Source organism: Sphingomonas sp. CFBP 13706 (assembly GCF_014842355.1).
Classification (GTDB): Bacteria; Pseudomonadota; Alphaproteobacteria; order Sphingomonadales; family Sphingomonadaceae; genus Sphingomonas; species Sphingomonas aerolata.
Genome location: NZ_JACYVM010000001.1, coordinates 332948 through 349039 on the forward strand (window position 1 = coordinate 332948; position 16092 = coordinate 349039).

Consider the following 16092-nt stretch of genomic DNA (forward strand, 5'->3'; position numbering starts at 1 on the left):
CGGATAGGACTGATGCCGCTTCGATGTCGAGCGTGACAGCAAGGCCCGGCCCATCGATCAGCACCCTCCCCTCGTTTGCTGAGACGTTCAGAATTTCAGGACGCAAGGTACGCAGCATGCCGATTCTCCCGTAGGGCGATCAGCGACCAGTGGCTGCACATCGTTCCGCGTATTGATCCACGGCAGGACGATACTTAGCGACGCCAGCCGACCTATCTCGCGAGGGAAAGCAGCACGATTGTTGAAGGCCCTCCGGGCGTGCCATCTCTACCGAAAAAGCGCCTGAACAACGCCTTTTGGGGTAGGGATGGCTCGCCTGGTCAAAACCACACCATCCCTGTTAGCACGCATATCCCGCTCGCAGCGCAGATCCAAATATGCACCCACGAAGCACCGTTTAGATGACCCTCTGACTCAAAATGGCAAATCTCAAGCGACCGCGGTGAGAAGATTTTTCCTACGACGACGGGTTGTCCTAGCGACGCCGCCTATCATTCCGAATCCCATGAGCATGCTAACCCAAGTCGCCGTTTCGGGCACCGATGTGGTGGGCTGAACCCCAAAACTCGTCAATGAATAGTCGTAGATGCCGTCTGGGGCTTCGTAGTGCACATAACCGCTCATGTACTTATCATTATAAAATGTAGGCAGGTTGACCGATACTTTAGGATTATAGTAAAGTTCAGCTCCCAACTCAAACCACCCACTTTCCTTTGAATGAGACACAACATTCAAATACAGAAAGTCACCAGCCCTATAAGCTTGTATGAAGCTATATGCGTTCAGTGTAACCGGACGAAGTAGACCATCAGATCCCATAATATTAAGCGATTTGAGCTGACCCGTGTTATATATTTCGGCTTCAGTACCCTCCCACCACGACTCGACACGAGTTGGAAGGCTGTCCGAGTCATATTCGAAGTTTCCCAACGTGGAGCCGTTACCGAAGGCGACGACTATGTTGGCAGCCATAGTAGGCTGGGCGAATAACAGGCTGATGAGGCCCGCCACCATTATACGTATACGCATTTCTCTCCCCCCAATTTACAATGGCTTTATTGGCGAGAAAACAGCACTGCTTCCATGGATTACTTACCCCAGCATCGCCCCAAATTGGCACCAACTGCGCACGGTATGAAGCGGTGCGGACAACGATTCCAGCCAAGCGCGGCACCAATTTGGGCTATGACAGCGCCGAGCGCGCGCCGCTTATCGGCAAGCGGATGAAGGAAGCCGAGACGATCGCCGTGTTTCAGGCGATGCACGGAAGCGGCGCCTATATCCGGATCCGATTGGGAGGTGGCGCGCCTAACCCTGCCCGACCCGGTCGCCGATGTTCCGAAGCGCCCGCCTCCTCGCCAAGCGGGGCCAGCGCAGCGACCGGTCTACGATCCCCACGCGTTCTATCCGGATGAAGATGGTCCCGAATGGGGAGCCTAAACCGGACCGCTACTTGCCTACCGCTTGCGCCCGCTTGGCAGAAACAGAGACCACGTCAATCTGAAGTAAACCACTAGTTCGATGGTCGCTATCACCCAAAAAGTTCTCTTCGTCGCTATCACGCATGCCGCACGTTTCGGGCCTTCCGGACAGTCGCCCATCGTGAAGATGGATAGCACGATAAGGCCGCCAAATACGAACCCGATGCTCCAAATGATTAAAACGACGATCTTCAACGGGTTCACTGAACACTCCATCCCCGGCTACCCAGCTCGCGCACCTATGCGCCGTTCAACACGCAAAGTCTCGCGGATGCTATCCTGATGAGGAAGGCCCCGAGTAGGGCACTTAGGGCTCATACCCTTCTAAAAACGGGCTGCCCCGACCTGCGACAGGACTAAATCCTGTGAGGTAAGTTCGCGTCCAGTTTAGCAGTTCCAAGCCGTTCAGGTCGTCAGAATCGTTTCTTATCTCGGCATAGGCAAGTCCGAGCCGTTCACGAAAGTCCGCTTCAATGCCTGGCATGTGCTTTTCCAGCACCTGAACGAGCACCGTAACCATCACCGCCGTCGCGTTCTTTGTCGTCTTCAGACTCTCGTCGGTCACCATTGTCATTCTCCTTGATCGGAGAGACTATGTGCCGCGACCGGATCGGTCCAGAGGCGCACCGAGCGGTTTGAATCTCCCCTGTGCCGACCATCTGGTCGAGGTAGGTCCAGCGCTTCCGGCCGCTCATCGTGACGAGGACTGCGGCCGATCTCCGCGGGGACTTGATATCGCATGCCGTGGAGCAATCTGCTGGCTGGGCACCTTGGCCGGCCAATGCACGATGCCATCACCATGAGGCTTGCATCCGAGGGCTTGGAATAGGTCAGCACCGTCTGTGCGGCGGGGTGCTACGGACAGCATATCCTGCTGGATGACTGCGCAACGGGCAATATTTGCCTGTATATCCTTATCAGCGGCGGCGCCTTCATATATTACTAGCCCGCCAACGGCGATGGTCAGTATAGTCGCGATTGCCGTTGCAAGTTTGCCCTTGCCGTCGTCCGCTAAAGCGACAGAATGCCCGGCAATTATTGCGAGCCCGGCACCAAGACCTATCGTTGCAAGGTGGACAGGGTTTGCAAGCGCCATTTCCCCCTGGGCAAAGAAGCCGACGACAACGGCCGCGAGTCCAAAGCCCCAAAAGTGCAAGATCCAACGATCATGTTTATCTTTTAGGTTCATGCGGATAAGTTATCCCGTACCGATCCGAGTGTCCATGCACTGCCCGCCCTCGGATCAGCCACAGGCGTTCTCTAGACTGCCCTGTGCGCGGGCAAAGTCGAGCAATGCTTGGCCTTCGGCGGTAGGAACCCAGACCATGTCACCGTCGCTGGCCTCGATGCCGAAGTCGTTGGCTGGGTCGTACAGCCGCTCTTTTGTCAGGCCGATCTTTTTGCACGTAGCCTGCAAGTCGCAGCCGTCCCAGTCGTAGCCCTCCTGCATGTGTTCGATTGCGGCGGCAAAGAGCCGGGCGGCCGCGATCATAGTTTCATCGGTCATGCTCTCGCGCTCCTGTATCGGGGATTGAGGGTGTCGATGATCATGCGGCGGCAGGCCAATCGCCCCAGCCGTAGGCGTGCTTGTCCTCGGTCGGGTGCTTGTCGGTCCGCGGGCGCGATGGCGTGTCCCAGCTGCGGCCGGGGACGCGCCAGAGGAAACGCCAGCCCGGCCGCGCGCCGCGACGCGCCCGTCTCGCTCGCAAGGATGTACGTCAGGCCCCGCCGGTATCCCTTGGCGACCGCCGCGCGCCGCGCCGCGCCGTAGAGCATTGAGCAGCCGTTTGCCTCCCCGTCGGTGCATAGGCAGGTGACCTCCATGGTCAGCCCGTCCTGCAGTGCGCGGGCGACGGGGCGGCCGATGACGGCGATGCCGACCAGCGCGTCTCCCTCCCCCGCCAGGCCATGCAACATAGGAAGCCCGACACCCATCCGTGGTGGCGGTGATGGTCCAGTACGAACTGCCGCGCCTCGATGCGCTGGACCGGCCGGAGGGCGGTCATGCGGCGAGCCTCAGAGGAACGATCCCCGGTTGGTTCGCCGCGACCAGTGCTCGAGCGACGGGCGGGCAGACGCTATTGCCGATCGCGCTGATCTGCTCGGCGATCGTGAGCCGGGCCTCAACCCACTTCCCGCGCAGCATCTTCCGGACGATCGGGTCGAGCACATAGCCCTCAGGGAAGCCCTGCGCCCGTGCGAGCTCACGAGGCTTGAGCATCCGCAGGCCGATATCGACGATCACATAGGTGACGGCGTCGATTGTGACGGTGACGACCGCATAGCGCGCCTTCGTCGTGACCACGTCGAGCGGACGATCCGCAGCCTGGCTCTGTCCACCCTCCCCGTAGTATTTGACGAGGAACGCCGCGGTCAGCACCGCCCGGTCAAGCATCTCCGGCGGCAGGTCACCTTCCTCGACAAGCGTTGTCTCGATGACGCCTTGATGCGGTCCGCGCGTGGCGATCGTGCTGACTAGGTCGCGCATGTCGTGTCCGGCGTTGACCGAGCCGTCGGGGTTGCTGTTGAACTGCGCCATATGCGCGGCGACCACCGAATGGTGCTGCCCGCCGGCGCGCGCCGTCTTGAACGGCTCCTCAACCTCGCCGCCCCCGCCAGTCGTGTTGCTGCCGTTGAACGTCGACAGGAAAGCTGCGACCGCGGCATGCTTGTTGCCGTCGGCCATGATCGTGCCGAGCGGCTTCTCAGCGTCAAGGCACCGCGGCGCCTGCCCTTCACGCTCGCCGCAGCCCGTCTGGACGAGCGTCGCGGCTGCGATGCAGTTCTGGTCCTTGCTCGATGCAGCAATAGTATGGTGCGGATCTTCGATCGATCGGCTCGCACCACCGTGCTGCCCATAGGTCACGAAAGGCGCGAGCGTCGTCTTGACCAGTGCGTGCTTCGCTGACGTCGCCATGACGGTGCAAAGTGGATCGGCGACCGACTTCGGTCGGCTGTCCGCGTTGAACTTTTCCAGATGGGCTTCGACTAGCCCCAGCGGCATCGCGCCGGCGGGGCGGGTCGGATTACCGTTCCCGGTGACGGTCGGCATCTCCTTGTCGATTGGCGACCCGGTGCTGCCGGTATGAAACTTCGTGATGTGCGACGCGGTCGTCGAATTCACGAGGTACGGCTTCCGCTGCATGACGTAGCGCACGACGCCGCGCGCGATACGGCGCTTTGTCGCCTCGGCGAGCTCGCGGTCCCGATCGAAGATCGAAGGACACGGGATCGACCAATCGATGCAGCTGGCGGCTGTCAGGTATGGCTGCAGCTTCCCGCTGCGGACGCCCGGCGAGTCCGGCGCGCCATGCGTCACCGCCGGCTTCACGATAGGCAGGCCATCACAACGCATGACGACGTAAAGCCGCTTCCGGCTGGTCGGCGCGCCAAAGTCGCAGGCCTTCAGCACCCACCAAGTCACCTTGTACCCCTCGCCGCGCCACTGGCGGACGAGGCGCTTAAACGCCTTGCCTTCCTGTCCCTTGATCGGCCTGTTGTCAGCGTCGAGCGGCGCCGCGTATTCGAACTCCTCTACGTTCTCCAGGTACGCGATTGTAGGCCGCACATCGCGAAGCCAGGGAAGCACCTCGTCGGCCAGTGACCGGATGCTTCGGTCCTTCACCGGCGCGCCCTTGGCCTTGCTATACTCCTTGCAGTCGGGCGACATCCACATACCCGCGACGGGCTGCATGCGCGTCACCGCGAGCGGCCAGGCGGCTCGAATGTCCTGACAATAGTGAATAGTGTCAGGATGATTGGCCTTATGAATCGCGATCGCCGACGGGCTGTGGTTGAGCGCGATGTCGACGTCGCGGCCGATCGCCTGCGCAATACCGGTGCTGGCCCCGCCCCCGCCAGCGAAGCCATCAATGAACAGTCCAGTGGCTAGGAAGCCTGATGCGAGGCTCATGCCGCACCCTGCAAATTAACTGGAATGACGCTTAGGCAGTTTTCCATTTCACACCCTTTCTCTTGGTGGAAACAGCGGAGGTTTTCTGGTATTCTCGCGTCAGAAGCACAGAGTTCTGCCGTGTCGGGTTAATTGACAGTTAACCAAGCCCGACCCTGCGCAAACGGTGCAATTCCGCGCTTGGCACGAGCGTTGCTAGGTTGCTGGAATGTGGAAACGTTTCTGCCGCCTGTTCGTGATCAAGACCAAGTTCGAGGCGTATCTCGTCATCTACGGGCTCGGTCTCGGGGCGGTCGAACGTGGCAGCCATTATCTGGAGCAGTATCCCGGCTATGGCGGCTGGCTGCTCGCGGCGGCCTGTTCGACCGCGGTATTCATGGCGGGCGGGCGGCTGATCGACTCGGTCGACCAGTCGCGCGACTGATCGCGCTTTTGCGGCCAACAGTATAAGTTCGTCGCACACCGCGTCCGCGGGCCTATCTGGGAACGCAATGACCGGGCTCACACATCTGCAACGCCTCGAAGCCGAGAGCATCCACATCCTGCGCGAAGTCGTCGCCGAGGCCGAGCGCCCGGTGATGCTCTATTCGGTCGGCAAGGATTCCGCCGTGATGCTGCATCTGGCGAAGAAGGCGTTCTTCCCCGCGCGTCCGCCCTTCCCGCTGCTGCATGTCGACACGACGTGGAAATTCCGCGCGATGTACGACCTGCGCGATCGTGCTGCAGCGGAAGCCGGGATGGAACTGATCGTCCACACCAATCCCGAGGCGAAAGCGCTCGGGATCAATCCGTTCGACCATGGCAGCCGCCACACCGACATGTGGAAGACCGACGGGCTGAAGCAGGCGCTGACTGCGGGCGGCTATGATGCGGCGTTCGGCGGCGCGCGGCGCGACGAGGAGAAGAGCCGCGCCAAGGAGCGCATCTTCAGCTTCCGCTCGGCAAGCCATGGATGGGACCCGAAAGCGCAGCGCCCAGAGCTCTGGCGTCTGTACAATACGCGGATCGCGAAGGGCGAGAGCATCCGCGTCTTCCCGCTGTCCAACTGGACCGAACTCGACATCTGGCAATATATCCTGGCCGAAGGGATCGAGATCGTCCCGCTCTACTTCGCCGCGCCGCGGCCGACCGTTGAGCGCGACGGGATGCTGCTGATGGTCGATGACGAACGGTTCCGTTTTCGCGAAGGCGAAGTCGCGGTCGATCGGTCGATCCGCTTCCGGACGCTCGGCTGCTACCCGCTAACCGGCGCGGTCGAAAGCGAGGCGGCGACGCTGCCCGACGTCATCCAGGAAATGCTGCTGACGACGACCAGCGAGCGTCAGGGCCGCGCGATCGATCATGATCAGGCGGCGAGCATGGAGAAGAAGAAGCGCGAGGGGTATTTCTGATGTCCGCCTATACGCCCGAGGCGCTGATCGCGTCGGATATCGACGCCTATCTCGATACGCATGCGAACAAGTCGATGCTCCGCTTCATCACCTGCGGCTCGGTCGATGACGGCAAGTCGACGCTGATCGGCCGGCTGCTGTATGATTCGAAGACGATCTTTGAGGATCAGCTCGCAGCACTCGAGGCGGACAGCCGCCGGGTCGGCACGCAGGGCCAGAATATCGACTTTGCGCTGCTGGTCGACGGTCTTGCCGCGGAGCGCGAACAAGGCATCACGATCGACGTCGCCTATCGCTTTTTCTCGACCGAAAAGCGGAAGTTCATCGTCGCGGACACGCCGGGGCACGAGCAATATACGCGCAACATGGTCACCGGCGCGTCGACCGCAGACCTGGCCGTCATCCTGATCGACGCGCGCAAGGGCGTGCTGACCCAGACCCGCCGTCACAGCTATCTGGCGCACCTTGTCGGCATTCGCGAGATCGTGCTCGCGGTGAACAAGATGGATCTGGTCGGCCATGACGAGGCGCGGTTCGACGCGATCGTCGAGGAATACCGGACCTTTGCCGCGTCGATCGGTATCGACCGCTTCACCGCGATCCCGTTGTCGGGACTGACCGGCGAAAACGTCGCGACCCAGGCGGCGACGATGCCCTGGTACACCGGTCTGCCGCTGCTCGCGCATCTCGAGACCGTGCCGATCGACGTCGACGCGCGCCAGGCACAGCCGTTCAGGCTGCCTGTGCAATGGGTGAATCGCCCCGATCTCGAATTCCGCGGGTTTGCCGGCATGATCGCCAGCGGCATTGTGCGCCCCGGCGACAGCGTCCGCGTCGTCCCGTCGGGAAAGACGACGACCGTCGCCCGGATCGTCGCGCTCGGCGGTGACCTGACCGAGGCGGTCGCCGGCCAGTCCGTGACGATCGTGCTCGCCGACGAGGTCGATTGCTCGCGCGGCGACGTGATCGCCGCCGCCGATGCGCCGCCCGAGGCCGCCGACCAGTTCCTCGCGACCATCGTCTGGATGTCCGACACGCCGCTCGTACCGGGCCGTGGCTATCAGCTGAAGCTCGGCACCCAGGTCGTCGGGGCGACGGTCCAGCCGCCGCGTCATGTCGTCGACGTGAACACGCAGGCCGAATTGTCCGCCTCGACGCTCGCGCTCAACGATATCGGGGTCGCGGAGGTCTATGCCGATCGCGCGATCGTGTTCGAGCCTTATGCCGACGGTGCCGATCTCGGCGGCTTCATCCTGATCGACCGCGCGACCAACGCGACCGTCGCGGCGGGAATGATCGGATCGGCGCTGCGCCGTGCGCAGAACGTCCACTGGCAATCGATCGACGTCACGCGCGAGGCGCATGCCGCGCAAAAGGGTCAGTCGCCCAGGATACTCTGGTTCACCGGCCTGTCGGGCTCGGGCAAGTCGACGATCGCGAACCTGGTCGAGAAGAAGCTGTTCGCGCTCGGCCGGCACAGCTTCCTGCTCGACGGCGACAATATCCGTCACGGGCTCAACCGCGACCTCGATTTCACCGAAGCCGGGCGGATCGAGAATATCCGCCGGATCGGCGAGGTCGCACGGCTGATGGCGGATGCCGGGCTGATCGTGCTGACCGCGTTCATCTCGCCGTTCCGCGCGGAGCGGGACATGGTGCGTTCGATGGTCGCGCCGGGCGAGTTCGTCGAAATCTTCGTCGACACTCCGCTCGCCTCGGCCGAGGCACGCGACGTCAAGGGGCTCTACGCCAAGGCACGCGCGGGCGAGATCGCAGACTTCACCGGTATATCGAGCCCGTACGAGGCGCCGCAGTCTCCCGACATCCGCATCGATACGACCCGCGAGAGCCCGGAGGCCGCAGCCGAGCGCATCGTCGAACATGTCATCGGCGTCTGGAGCTACGACCTGTGACGACCGACCTGACTGATGCCGGACTCGCGCGCTCGGTGGCGCTAGAGGCAGGCGCGCTCCTGCAGGAAATCCGGGCGCGAGGGACGATCGCGGGGGCGGCGATGGGGGCGGCGGGCGACCGCGAGGCCAATATGCTGATCATCGACCGGCTGCGCGCCGAACGACCGGACGATTTCATCCTGTCCGAAGAATCGCTCGACGATCGCAGCCGCTGTGCAGCGCAGCGCGTCTGGATCGTCGACCCGCTCGACGGCACACGCGAATATGCCGAGGGCCTCGACGACTGGGCGGTGCATATCGGCCTCGCGATCGATGGCGTCCCGCGCGTCGGTGCGGTTGCGGTGCCTGCGCGCGACGCGGTCTTCGCGACCGACGATCCGGCACGGCCCTGGGCGCCCCCAGGCGAACCGCTGCGGATCGTCGTCAGCCGCTCGCGTGCGCCGGACATCGCCCGTCGCGTCGGTGTCGCGATGGGGGCGACGATGGTCCCGATGGGATCGGCGGGTGCCAAGGCGATGGCTGTCGTCGATGGCCGTGCCGACGCCTATCTTCATGACGGCGGCCAGTATGAATGGGATAATTGCGCCCCGGCTGCGGTTGCGATCGCCGCGGGACTGCATGCGTCGCGGATCGACGGCAGCCCGCTGGTCTACAACTGCGTCGATCCGCTGCTCCCCGATCTGCTGATCTGCCGTCCCGAACTCGCGGCGTCGATTCTTGAGGCCTTGGCTGCCGCGCGCGACTAGCCGGCCTTCGTTCGCAGGTGGAGATAGCGGCTCGAAAAGTCCGCGACCTCGCGCAACGCGGTCCAGCTTGGTATGTCGATCCGTCGCTTTGTGCGGACGATCAGTCCCTCGCTTTCGAGTAGCTTCATCGTCCGGTTGACATGGACCGCGGTCAGCCCGAGCGCATCACCGATCTGTTCCTGTGACATCGGCAGCTCATAGCCCCTGACCCCGTCGAGACCCTGCGCGTCGAGCCGCGCTGCGACTTCACACAGGAAATGCGCCAGCCGGGTCCGGGCGTCGCGCCGCCCGACGTTCAGCGCCCATTCGCGGAAGATCGATCCCTCGACCAGCGTGTTGACGAACAGCGCGTGACCGATCGCAGGATGCGACAAGGCGAGTTCCTGCAGCGCCGCGCGCGGAATGATCGCCACCTCGGCACGCGTCAGCGTCTGGACGTTGTGGTCCGCGAGATCGAGAAACAGATGCTGGAGATCGAGCGGCTCGCCGGGAATGTGCAGCGACACGATCTGCCGCAACCCGTCGCCGGTGACCTTCTGGCGAAACGCATAGCCCGAGACTAGCACCGAGCAATGCTGGAGACTGTCGCCCTCGCGGACGAGATAGGCGGATGCATCGAACGTGCGGACATGGTGCGGCAGGGCCTGGATCGCCTCGCGATCACGTCGGTCAAGCGTCGCATGGGTCTCGAGCTTCCGGATCATCAGCGCGAGGGGCGATGTTGCAGTCTTTGCGGGGGTCGGGGACGATGGAGTGATGGCCAACGCAGTTCTCCAGTCGGTGTGACGGGAGCGCGCGCATCTCTCTGTCGTCGGCGGTCAGGAACGGGCCAGCGATGGTAGCGCTATAGCAGGCTGGAGCGCCACGACCAGCACCGTGAATTGGGGGCCGGTTGGAGGGCCTAGCGCTCAGCGCGGATGCAGGCGGGCCAGCGCAATCCCGGCGAGGTTGTGGGACCGGCCGACATGGCGGATCTTCACCGTCTCGAACGTCGCCGCGAGCGTCTGAAAGGCGTCGCGGTGCGCGCGAAGCTCAGCCGATCGACAGCGCGCGGTACCACGCGCCTGCCCCACCACCAGCGCGGAGTCCCCGCGCAGATCGACCGAGACCGCGCCCAGCTCGCGGGCAACTCGCAGCGCATGGATCGCCGCTAGCCATTCCGCATCGCTGTTGGTGCCGTGACCGCAATCGTCCAGGATATGGGTCACGCCGCGAACGACTACCCCGATCTCGATGCGCCCCGGATTCGGACGACAGCCGCCGTCGAAGAATAGTTTAAGCGGAACGCTGGACATCGTCGTCACCGTCCGGGGAGGTCCGACCCGCCCAGGCGAGCGCTCCGCCGACGACCAGCAGGATCATGCCTGCCTTGCCGGACCCTCGACGCAGCGCACCGAGCCCGCCGACCGCGAGCAGAACCGACGGCATCGGCGCGCGCGCGGCCCGCGATGCGGCCGCGGTCTGCGCGGTTCGCACGCCACGGCCCGGTTCTGGCATATCGGGCGTGTGTGATGGCGGGGGCGTCGTCACGGTCGCATCGGCAACGGCAGCGCCGCGCGCACCGGCCGGACGTTCGGGCCCGGTGGTCGTATCGCGGGTGGTGCGATGCTCGAGCTCCGCGTTGAGCTCGGCGCCGAGCAGGAAGACATAGGCGGACAGCCACAGCCAGGTCAGCAGCACGACCACCGCGCTCAGCGAGCCGTAGGTCGCGCCGTAATTCCCGAAATTGGCGACGTAGAAACCGAAGCCGACTGTCGCGGCGAGCCAGATCAGCGTCGCTGCAAGCGACCCCGGGGTCAGCCACGCCCATTTGGCATGCGCGCGGTTCGGCCCGAAACGGTACAGGCACGCCGCTGCTGTGACGGCGAGCGTTGCCAGCACCGCATAGCTGGTAAGCCGCAGCAGCGTCAGGACGAAATCTGGCGCCCCCGGAATCATGCTGTCGAGCAATGCGAAGGCCGCGGTCGACAGCGCGGCGGTCAGCGCCAGAACCACCGCGCCCGCGGTGATAGAGAATGCGAGAATGTACAGCGCGAAGAACCCGCGGGTCTCGCGTTCCTCATAGGCGATGTTGAGCGCCGTGACGATCGACGATGCCCCCTTCGACGCACCATAGAGTGCAAGTGCCAGTGCTAGGATCAGGCCAAACCCCTTCTTGCCCTCGGACGTCCCGACCACGGTGGCGAGCTGATCGCCGATGACCTTGGCGGCATCGGCCGGCAGCACCTGGAACAGACCGCGGATATTGGCGACGACGGTCGCCGTGTCCGCGACCAGCCCGTAGATCAGCACGATCGAGGCGAGCAGCGGCACGATCGCCGCGAATGCGTAAAAGGCGGTGCCCGCGGCGATCAGGCCGATATTGTCGTCGCTGGCTTCCGCCCAGCTGCGCTTCAGCACCGACCACCAGGTGGCCATCGACATCGACCACGGGCTCGTCGCGTCGACGGGCGCGTCGCCGTTTGCCACTGCATTGCTCACTCAAAAATCCCCTTGGCCGCCCATCGCGCCGTCCCGACCCCATGCAAACGCCGCGGCCGCCATTTCGTGCCGCGGCCGGAACAGGTCAGAGATCGCGCAACGCCCGGGCTGGCCTGGCGCTGAGGATCGGCCACGCCCCGATCAGCCCGATCGCCATCGTCAGCCCCGCACCTACGATCAGCGTCGCGAACACCGCCGGATAGCTCGGCAGCCATGTGAACGCGAAGACCTGCGTGACGACATACCACGCCCCCCCCAGCCCCAGCAGCAGCGCCACCGCGGACAGGATCACCGTCAGAAACGCATATTCGAGTGCCTGGACGCCGAGCACCTGGAGGCGAGTCGCGCCGAGCGTGCGCAGGATCACCCCGTCATAGGTCCGCGCTTCACGCGCCGCGGCGATTGCGCCGATCAGCACAGCGATGCCGGCGAGGATCGCGACCGACGCCGCCGCGGTGATCGCGGTCGCCATCTGCCCCACGATCGTTCGCAGTTGCCCCAGAACGTCGCGGACCTCGATCACCGAAACAGACGGAAACCGCGGCAGCAGCGCGCGCATCACCGCCCCCTCCTCGCCACGGTCGAGATCGATCGTCGCCGCCAGATTATGCGGCGCGTCGGCGATCGCGTTGGGGGAAAAGACCATGACGAAGTTGAAGCCGAGCGTATCCCAACTGATCCGCCGGAACGAGGCGATCCGCGCGCTCCGTTCGACACCCAGCAGGCTGTACTGGATCGGATCGCCGATCTTCAGAGCCAGCGCCTTGGCCAGCCGCTCGTCGATCGACACCAGCGGCGGCCCGGCATAGCCGCGCGGCCACCAGCGCCCGGCGGTGATCTGGCTGCCGTCCGGCAGCGTCTCGGCATAGGTCAGGCCACGTTCGCCACGCAGCGCCCAGGCGCCTTCCGGCAAGGTCTTTAGATCGGCGACACGCGTCGTTGCATAGCCCGTGATCGTGCCGCGCATCGCGGGCACGGTGGTCACGACCGGCTTGCGCGCGGCCTCAGCGACCGTCCGGCGGAATTCGGCTTCGCGCTGCGGCGGAACGTCGAGCGCGAACAAGGCGGGCGCGCGCTGCGGAACGGTCCGCGCGATATTCGCGTCGATGCTCGTCCGGATCGCAGCAAGCAGGACGAACAGCGTCAGCCCGAGGCCGAGGGCGACCACCAGCGTGCCGGTGCGAGCGCCAGGACGGTGCAGTGCTGCAACCGCAAGCCTGAGCAGCGGCTGGCGCGCCCGCGGCAATCGCGCAGCCGCGATCCGGATGACCCAGCCGAACCCGGCAAGGAGGAGCAGCACGGCCGCGACCGCCGCAAGGAACCCCGCGCTGAGCCCAGGCTGTTCCGCGGTCAGCAGTGCGAGCGCAACGAGCGCAAGCCCGCCACCGGCGACCCAGGGCAGCGTCCGGTGCAACGGTACGCGCCGCTGGCCGGCATTGCCACGCAACAGCACGACCGCCGGCACGCTTCCGGCTTCGACCAGTGCTGGCGCGGTAAACGCCAGCGCGATCACCATGCCATAGGCGGCGGCGAGCAGCAGCGGCACGGGCTGCACTGCAAAGCTCGGCGCGACCGGCAGCACGTCGCCCGCGAGCGCGACGATCAACGGCACCGCCGCGGCGCCGGCGATCAAACCGGCTAGAATGCCGATCCCGGCGACAACGACGATCTGGATCAGGTATACCCGGGCGATCATCCCGGACGTCGCACCAAGCACCTTGAGCGCGGCGATGCTCTGCCGCCGTGCGGCGAGATAGGACGAGACCCCATTCCCGACCCCGATACCGGCGATGACGAGCGCGGAGAGTCCGACGAGCAACAGGAACTGGCCCATCCGCTGGACGAAGCGCTCGGCACCGGGCGCTGCACGGTCGCGGGTCTTGCTTTCCCAGCCCGCGGACGGGAATGCCGCCTTGATCCGGTCGACCGCGCGCGTTGGCGCGAGTCCCGACGTGAGGCGGACGCGATATTTGGTCTCGTAAAGGCTGCCGGGCTGGATCAGGCCGGTCCGCGCAATCCCGGGCTGCGAAACGATCGCGACGGGCCCCAGCGTAAAGCCTTCGCCCAGCCGGTCAGGCTCCTCGGCGAGGACATGGTCGACCACGAACTCGGCCGTACCCAGCCGGATCCGGGCGCCGCGGCCGACGCCCAGCCGGTCGGCGAGCGCGGGCGCGATCCAGATCCCCGAGTCGCGCGGCTCCGCTGCGCCCCCATCGGCAAACCGGACCGTGCCGTACAATGGATAGGACCGATCGACGCCCTTCAGTTCGATCGGCACGCTGGCCGCACCGCGAACCGCCGTCGCCTGCATGCGCACCGTCTCCGATACGGTGCCGAGCGCGGCCATCGCGCGGCGCTCCTCGAGTGTCGCAGCGCGTTGCGACGTGGCGAATTCGACGTCGCCACCCAGGATCGTGCTGCCGCGACTTGCCAGTTCGCCGTCGATCGCGCGGGTCAGGCTGCCGATCGCCGCCAGCGCGCCGACCCCCAGGAACAGACAGGCCAGCAGCAGTCGCAGGCCGCGAAACCGGAGGTTGAGCTCGCGCCTGGCCAGACGCCAGGCGAGCCGCCAGTCGGTCATGCCCCCGCGCCCGTCACGGACCGCAACTGGTCGCGGACGATACGCCCGTCACCAAGCTCGACGACCCGATCGCACCGCGCCGCAAGGACCGGATCATGCGTGATGATGATCAGCGTCGCGCCCGTCGCCGCGCGTCGGTCGAACAGCAGGTCCATCACCGCCGCACCCGTCGCGGCATCGAGGTTGCCCGTCGGCTCGTCCGCGAAGACGAGGTCCGGCCGCGGTCCCAGCGCGCGGGCGATCGCGACACGCTGCTGCTCCCCGCCCGACAGCTGGGTCGGATAATGCCCGGTTCGGTGGCCAAGCCCGACCGCCTCCAGCTCATCGGCGGCGCGTGCGAACGCATCGGCCATGCCGGCAAGCTCCATCGGGACGGCGACGTTTTCCAGCGCCGACATCGTCGGCAACAGATGAAATGCCTGGAGCACGATGCCGATACGACCACGCCGCGCGCGTGCCAGCGCATCCTCGTCGAGCGCGCCGAAATCGAGTCCCGCCACCTCGACCTCTCCGCCGCTCGCCTGTTCGAGCCCGGACAGCACCGCCATCAGCGACGATTTGCCCGACCCTGAGGGCCCGAGCAGCGCCACGCTGCTGCCCCGCGCAATGTCGAGATCGATGCCCTTGAGGATCGCGGTCGCTGCACTCGCACTGCCGAGCGTCAGCGTGACATTGCGGGCCGATATCACCATATCGTCGGAGGTTGATCGGGACATGGAGCACTTTACGTTGGAGCGATACAGGCCTTCATATGTGGCAGTCGCCGCGGTTCTCCAAGCGCTGGTCCTCGCGGGGTGCGATCGGGCGGCGGATAGCCCGGCCCCTGTGGCGGCCACCCGCGGCGCGGGCGGCGACACGGCCGTCGATGGTACAGCGGTCGCGATGCCTCCCGCGCCGGCCGGTCGCGAGCGCCTGATCCTGGCCTTTGGCGACAGTCTGTACGCGGGGTACGGCGTCGCGCGCGGTCACAGCCTGCCCGACGTTTTGCAGGCGACGCTCCGCCGCAAGGACGTCAACGCGACGATCGTCAATGCCGGCGTCTCGGGCGACACCAGCGCGGCCGGGCGCCAGCGATTCGCCTTCGCGCTCGACAGCCTGCCCCGCAAACCCGATCTCATCCTGCTCGGACTGGGTGGCAACGACGTGCTGCGTCAGATCGCGCCCGCCGAGACCCGCGCCAACCTGACCGCGATGATGGACGAGGCGCGCCGCCGCAAGATCCCGGTCGTGCTGACGGGCATGCGGGCGCCCCCCAATCTCGGCCCCGAATATCAGGCAGCGTTCGACACGATCTGGCCCGATCTTGCCAAGACCTATGGTGCGGGACTCTATCCGTTCATCCTCGATGGCGTGATCGGCGACGCCGCGCTGATGCAGCGCGACCATGTCCATCCGAACACACGCGGCATCGATCGGATCGCCGATCGATTTACGCCGATCATTCTGGGACAGCTTGATAAAGGCTGATACGGACCAATCGACCTGTTGACGACCGGACGAACCGCATGGTTGAGCATGGGGTTACGGGCGGCCGCAACGGGCAGCCGAGATGGGCAGCCGACAGGGGCCGCCGACAAGGGCGAATG

16 protein-coding genes are annotated in these 16092 nt (G+C 65.1%); 6 read left to right on the top strand and 10 right to left on the bottom strand.

Annotation, left to right across the window (positions count from 1 at the left end):
* Positions 1 to 429 precede the first annotated feature (429 nt).
* Together IFS44_RS01540 and IFS44_RS01545 are read right to left on the bottom strand one after the other, a co-directional pair.
* Positions 430 to 1011 carry a hypothetical protein gene (locus IFS44_RS01540; RefSeq protein ID WP_206757805.1) on the bottom strand — a complete coding sequence of 194 codons (582 nt, stop codon included), beginning with the start codon at positions 1009 to 1011 and terminating at the stop codon, positions 430 to 432.
* Positions 1012 to 1788: 777 nt separating this feature from the next.
* Complete coding sequence (locus IFS44_RS01545) at positions 1789 to 2049, bottom strand: hypothetical protein (protein WP_192070268.1); 261 nt, start codon at positions 2047 to 2049, stop codon at positions 1789 to 1791.
* A 456-nt stretch (positions 2050 to 2505) separates the two neighbouring features.
* Here IFS44_RS01545 and IFS44_RS21880 point away from each other — a divergent pair, with 456 nt between their 5' ends.
* Positions 2506 to 2664 carry a hypothetical protein gene (locus IFS44_RS21880; protein WP_206757806.1) on the top strand — a complete coding sequence of 53 codons (159 nt, stop codon included), beginning with the start codon at positions 2506 to 2508 and terminating at the stop codon, positions 2662 to 2664.
* Between the two features lie 60 nt (positions 2665 to 2724).
* Here the strand turns inward: IFS44_RS21880 and IFS44_RS01550 are convergent, their stop codons facing one another.
* The 3 genes from IFS44_RS01550 to IFS44_RS01560 all read right to left on the bottom strand — a co-directional run bounded on the left by IFS44_RS01550 (position 2725) and on the right by IFS44_RS01560 (position 5394).
* Positions 2725 to 2988 (bottom strand): hypothetical protein, encoded by a 264-nt coding sequence (locus IFS44_RS01550; RefSeq protein ID WP_192070269.1) that lies wholly within the window; start codon positions 2986 to 2988, stop codon positions 2725 to 2727.
* The gene (locus tag IFS44_RS01555; protein ID WP_197977712.1) at positions 2985 to 3398 is read right to left on the bottom strand and encodes an XF1762 family protein; all 414 of its coding nucleotides are present in this window, start codon (positions 3396 to 3398) and stop codon (positions 2985 to 2987) included. The genes IFS44_RS01550 and IFS44_RS01555 overlap by 4 nt, the downstream gene beginning before the upstream one ends.
* Positions 3399 to 3483: 85 nt before the next feature.
* Entirely contained in the window at positions 3484 to 5394 is a 1911-nt protein-coding gene (locus IFS44_RS01560; protein ID WP_192097244.1) for a DNA cytosine methyltransferase, read from the bottom strand.
* Positions 5395 to 5602: 208 nt separating this feature from the next.
* Here IFS44_RS01560 and IFS44_RS01565 point away from each other — a divergent pair, with 208 nt between their 5' ends.
* Genes IFS44_RS01565 through IFS44_RS01580 form a run of 4 tightly spaced genes read left to right on the top strand, consistent with a single transcriptional unit; the run spans position 5603 to position 9444 of the window.
* Positions 5603 to 5818, top strand: coding sequence for a hypothetical protein (locus IFS44_RS01565; RefSeq protein WP_031441137.1), 216 nt, complete (start codon positions 5603 to 5605; stop codon positions 5816 to 5818).
* 22 nt (positions 5819 to 5840) lie between these two features.
* A complete protein-coding gene (cysD, locus tag IFS44_RS01570; RefSeq protein ID WP_198526928.1) occupies positions 5841 to 6785 on the top strand; it encodes a sulfate adenylyltransferase subunit CysD in 945 nt (314 codons plus the stop codon).
* Positions 6785 to 8698 (top strand): sulfate adenylyltransferase subunit CysN, encoded by a 1914-nt coding sequence (gene cysN, locus IFS44_RS01575; protein ID WP_192097245.1) that lies wholly within the window; start codon positions 6785 to 6787, stop codon positions 8696 to 8698. The genes cysD and cysN overlap by 1 nt, the downstream gene beginning before the upstream one ends.
* Positions 8695 to 9444, top strand: coding sequence for a 3'(2'),5'-bisphosphate nucleotidase CysQ (locus IFS44_RS01580; protein WP_244180752.1), 750 nt, complete (start codon positions 8695 to 8697; stop codon positions 9442 to 9444). Before cysN ends, IFS44_RS01580 begins: the two co-directional genes overlap by 4 nt.
* On the opposite strand, the gene IFS44_RS01585 is transcribed toward IFS44_RS01580, so the two are convergent.
* The 5 genes from IFS44_RS01585 to IFS44_RS01605 form a co-directional block, all read right to left on the bottom strand.
* The gene (locus tag IFS44_RS01585; RefSeq protein WP_192097503.1) at positions 9441 to 10148 is read right to left on the bottom strand and encodes a Crp/Fnr family transcriptional regulator; all 708 of its coding nucleotides are present in this window, start codon (positions 10146 to 10148) and stop codon (positions 9441 to 9443) included. The two genes, IFS44_RS01580 and IFS44_RS01585, sit on opposite strands and share 4 nt — an antisense overlap.
* 204 nt (positions 10149 to 10352) lie before the next feature.
* Positions 10353 to 10739, bottom strand: a complete 387-nt coding sequence (locus IFS44_RS01590; protein ID WP_183935501.1) for a ribonuclease HI family protein — start codon at positions 10737 to 10739, stop codon at positions 10353 to 10355.
* Complete coding sequence (locus IFS44_RS01595; RefSeq protein ID WP_342366302.1) at positions 10720 to 11925, bottom strand: YihY/virulence factor BrkB family protein; 1206 nt, start codon at positions 11923 to 11925, stop codon at positions 10720 to 10722. Before IFS44_RS01595 ends, IFS44_RS01590 begins: the two co-directional genes overlap by 20 nt.
* 85 nt (positions 11926 to 12010) lie before the next feature.
* Complete coding sequence (locus IFS44_RS01600; protein ID WP_192097246.1) at positions 12011 to 14506, bottom strand: ABC transporter permease; 2496 nt, start codon at positions 14504 to 14506, stop codon at positions 12011 to 12013.
* Positions 14503 to 15198 carry an ABC transporter ATP-binding protein gene (locus IFS44_RS01605; protein WP_244649808.1) on the bottom strand — a complete coding sequence of 232 codons (696 nt, stop codon included), beginning with the start codon at positions 15196 to 15198 and terminating at the stop codon, positions 14503 to 14505. Before IFS44_RS01605 ends, IFS44_RS01600 begins: the two co-directional genes overlap by 4 nt.
* A gap of 133 nt (positions 15199 to 15331) precedes the next feature.
* On the opposite strand from IFS44_RS01605, the gene IFS44_RS01610 reads away from it, so the two are divergent.
* Positions 15332 to 15973 carry an arylesterase gene (locus IFS44_RS01610; RefSeq protein WP_342366303.1) on the top strand — a complete coding sequence of 214 codons (642 nt, stop codon included), beginning with the start codon at positions 15332 to 15334 and terminating at the stop codon, positions 15971 to 15973.
* Positions 15974 to 16092: the final 119 nt, after the last annotated feature.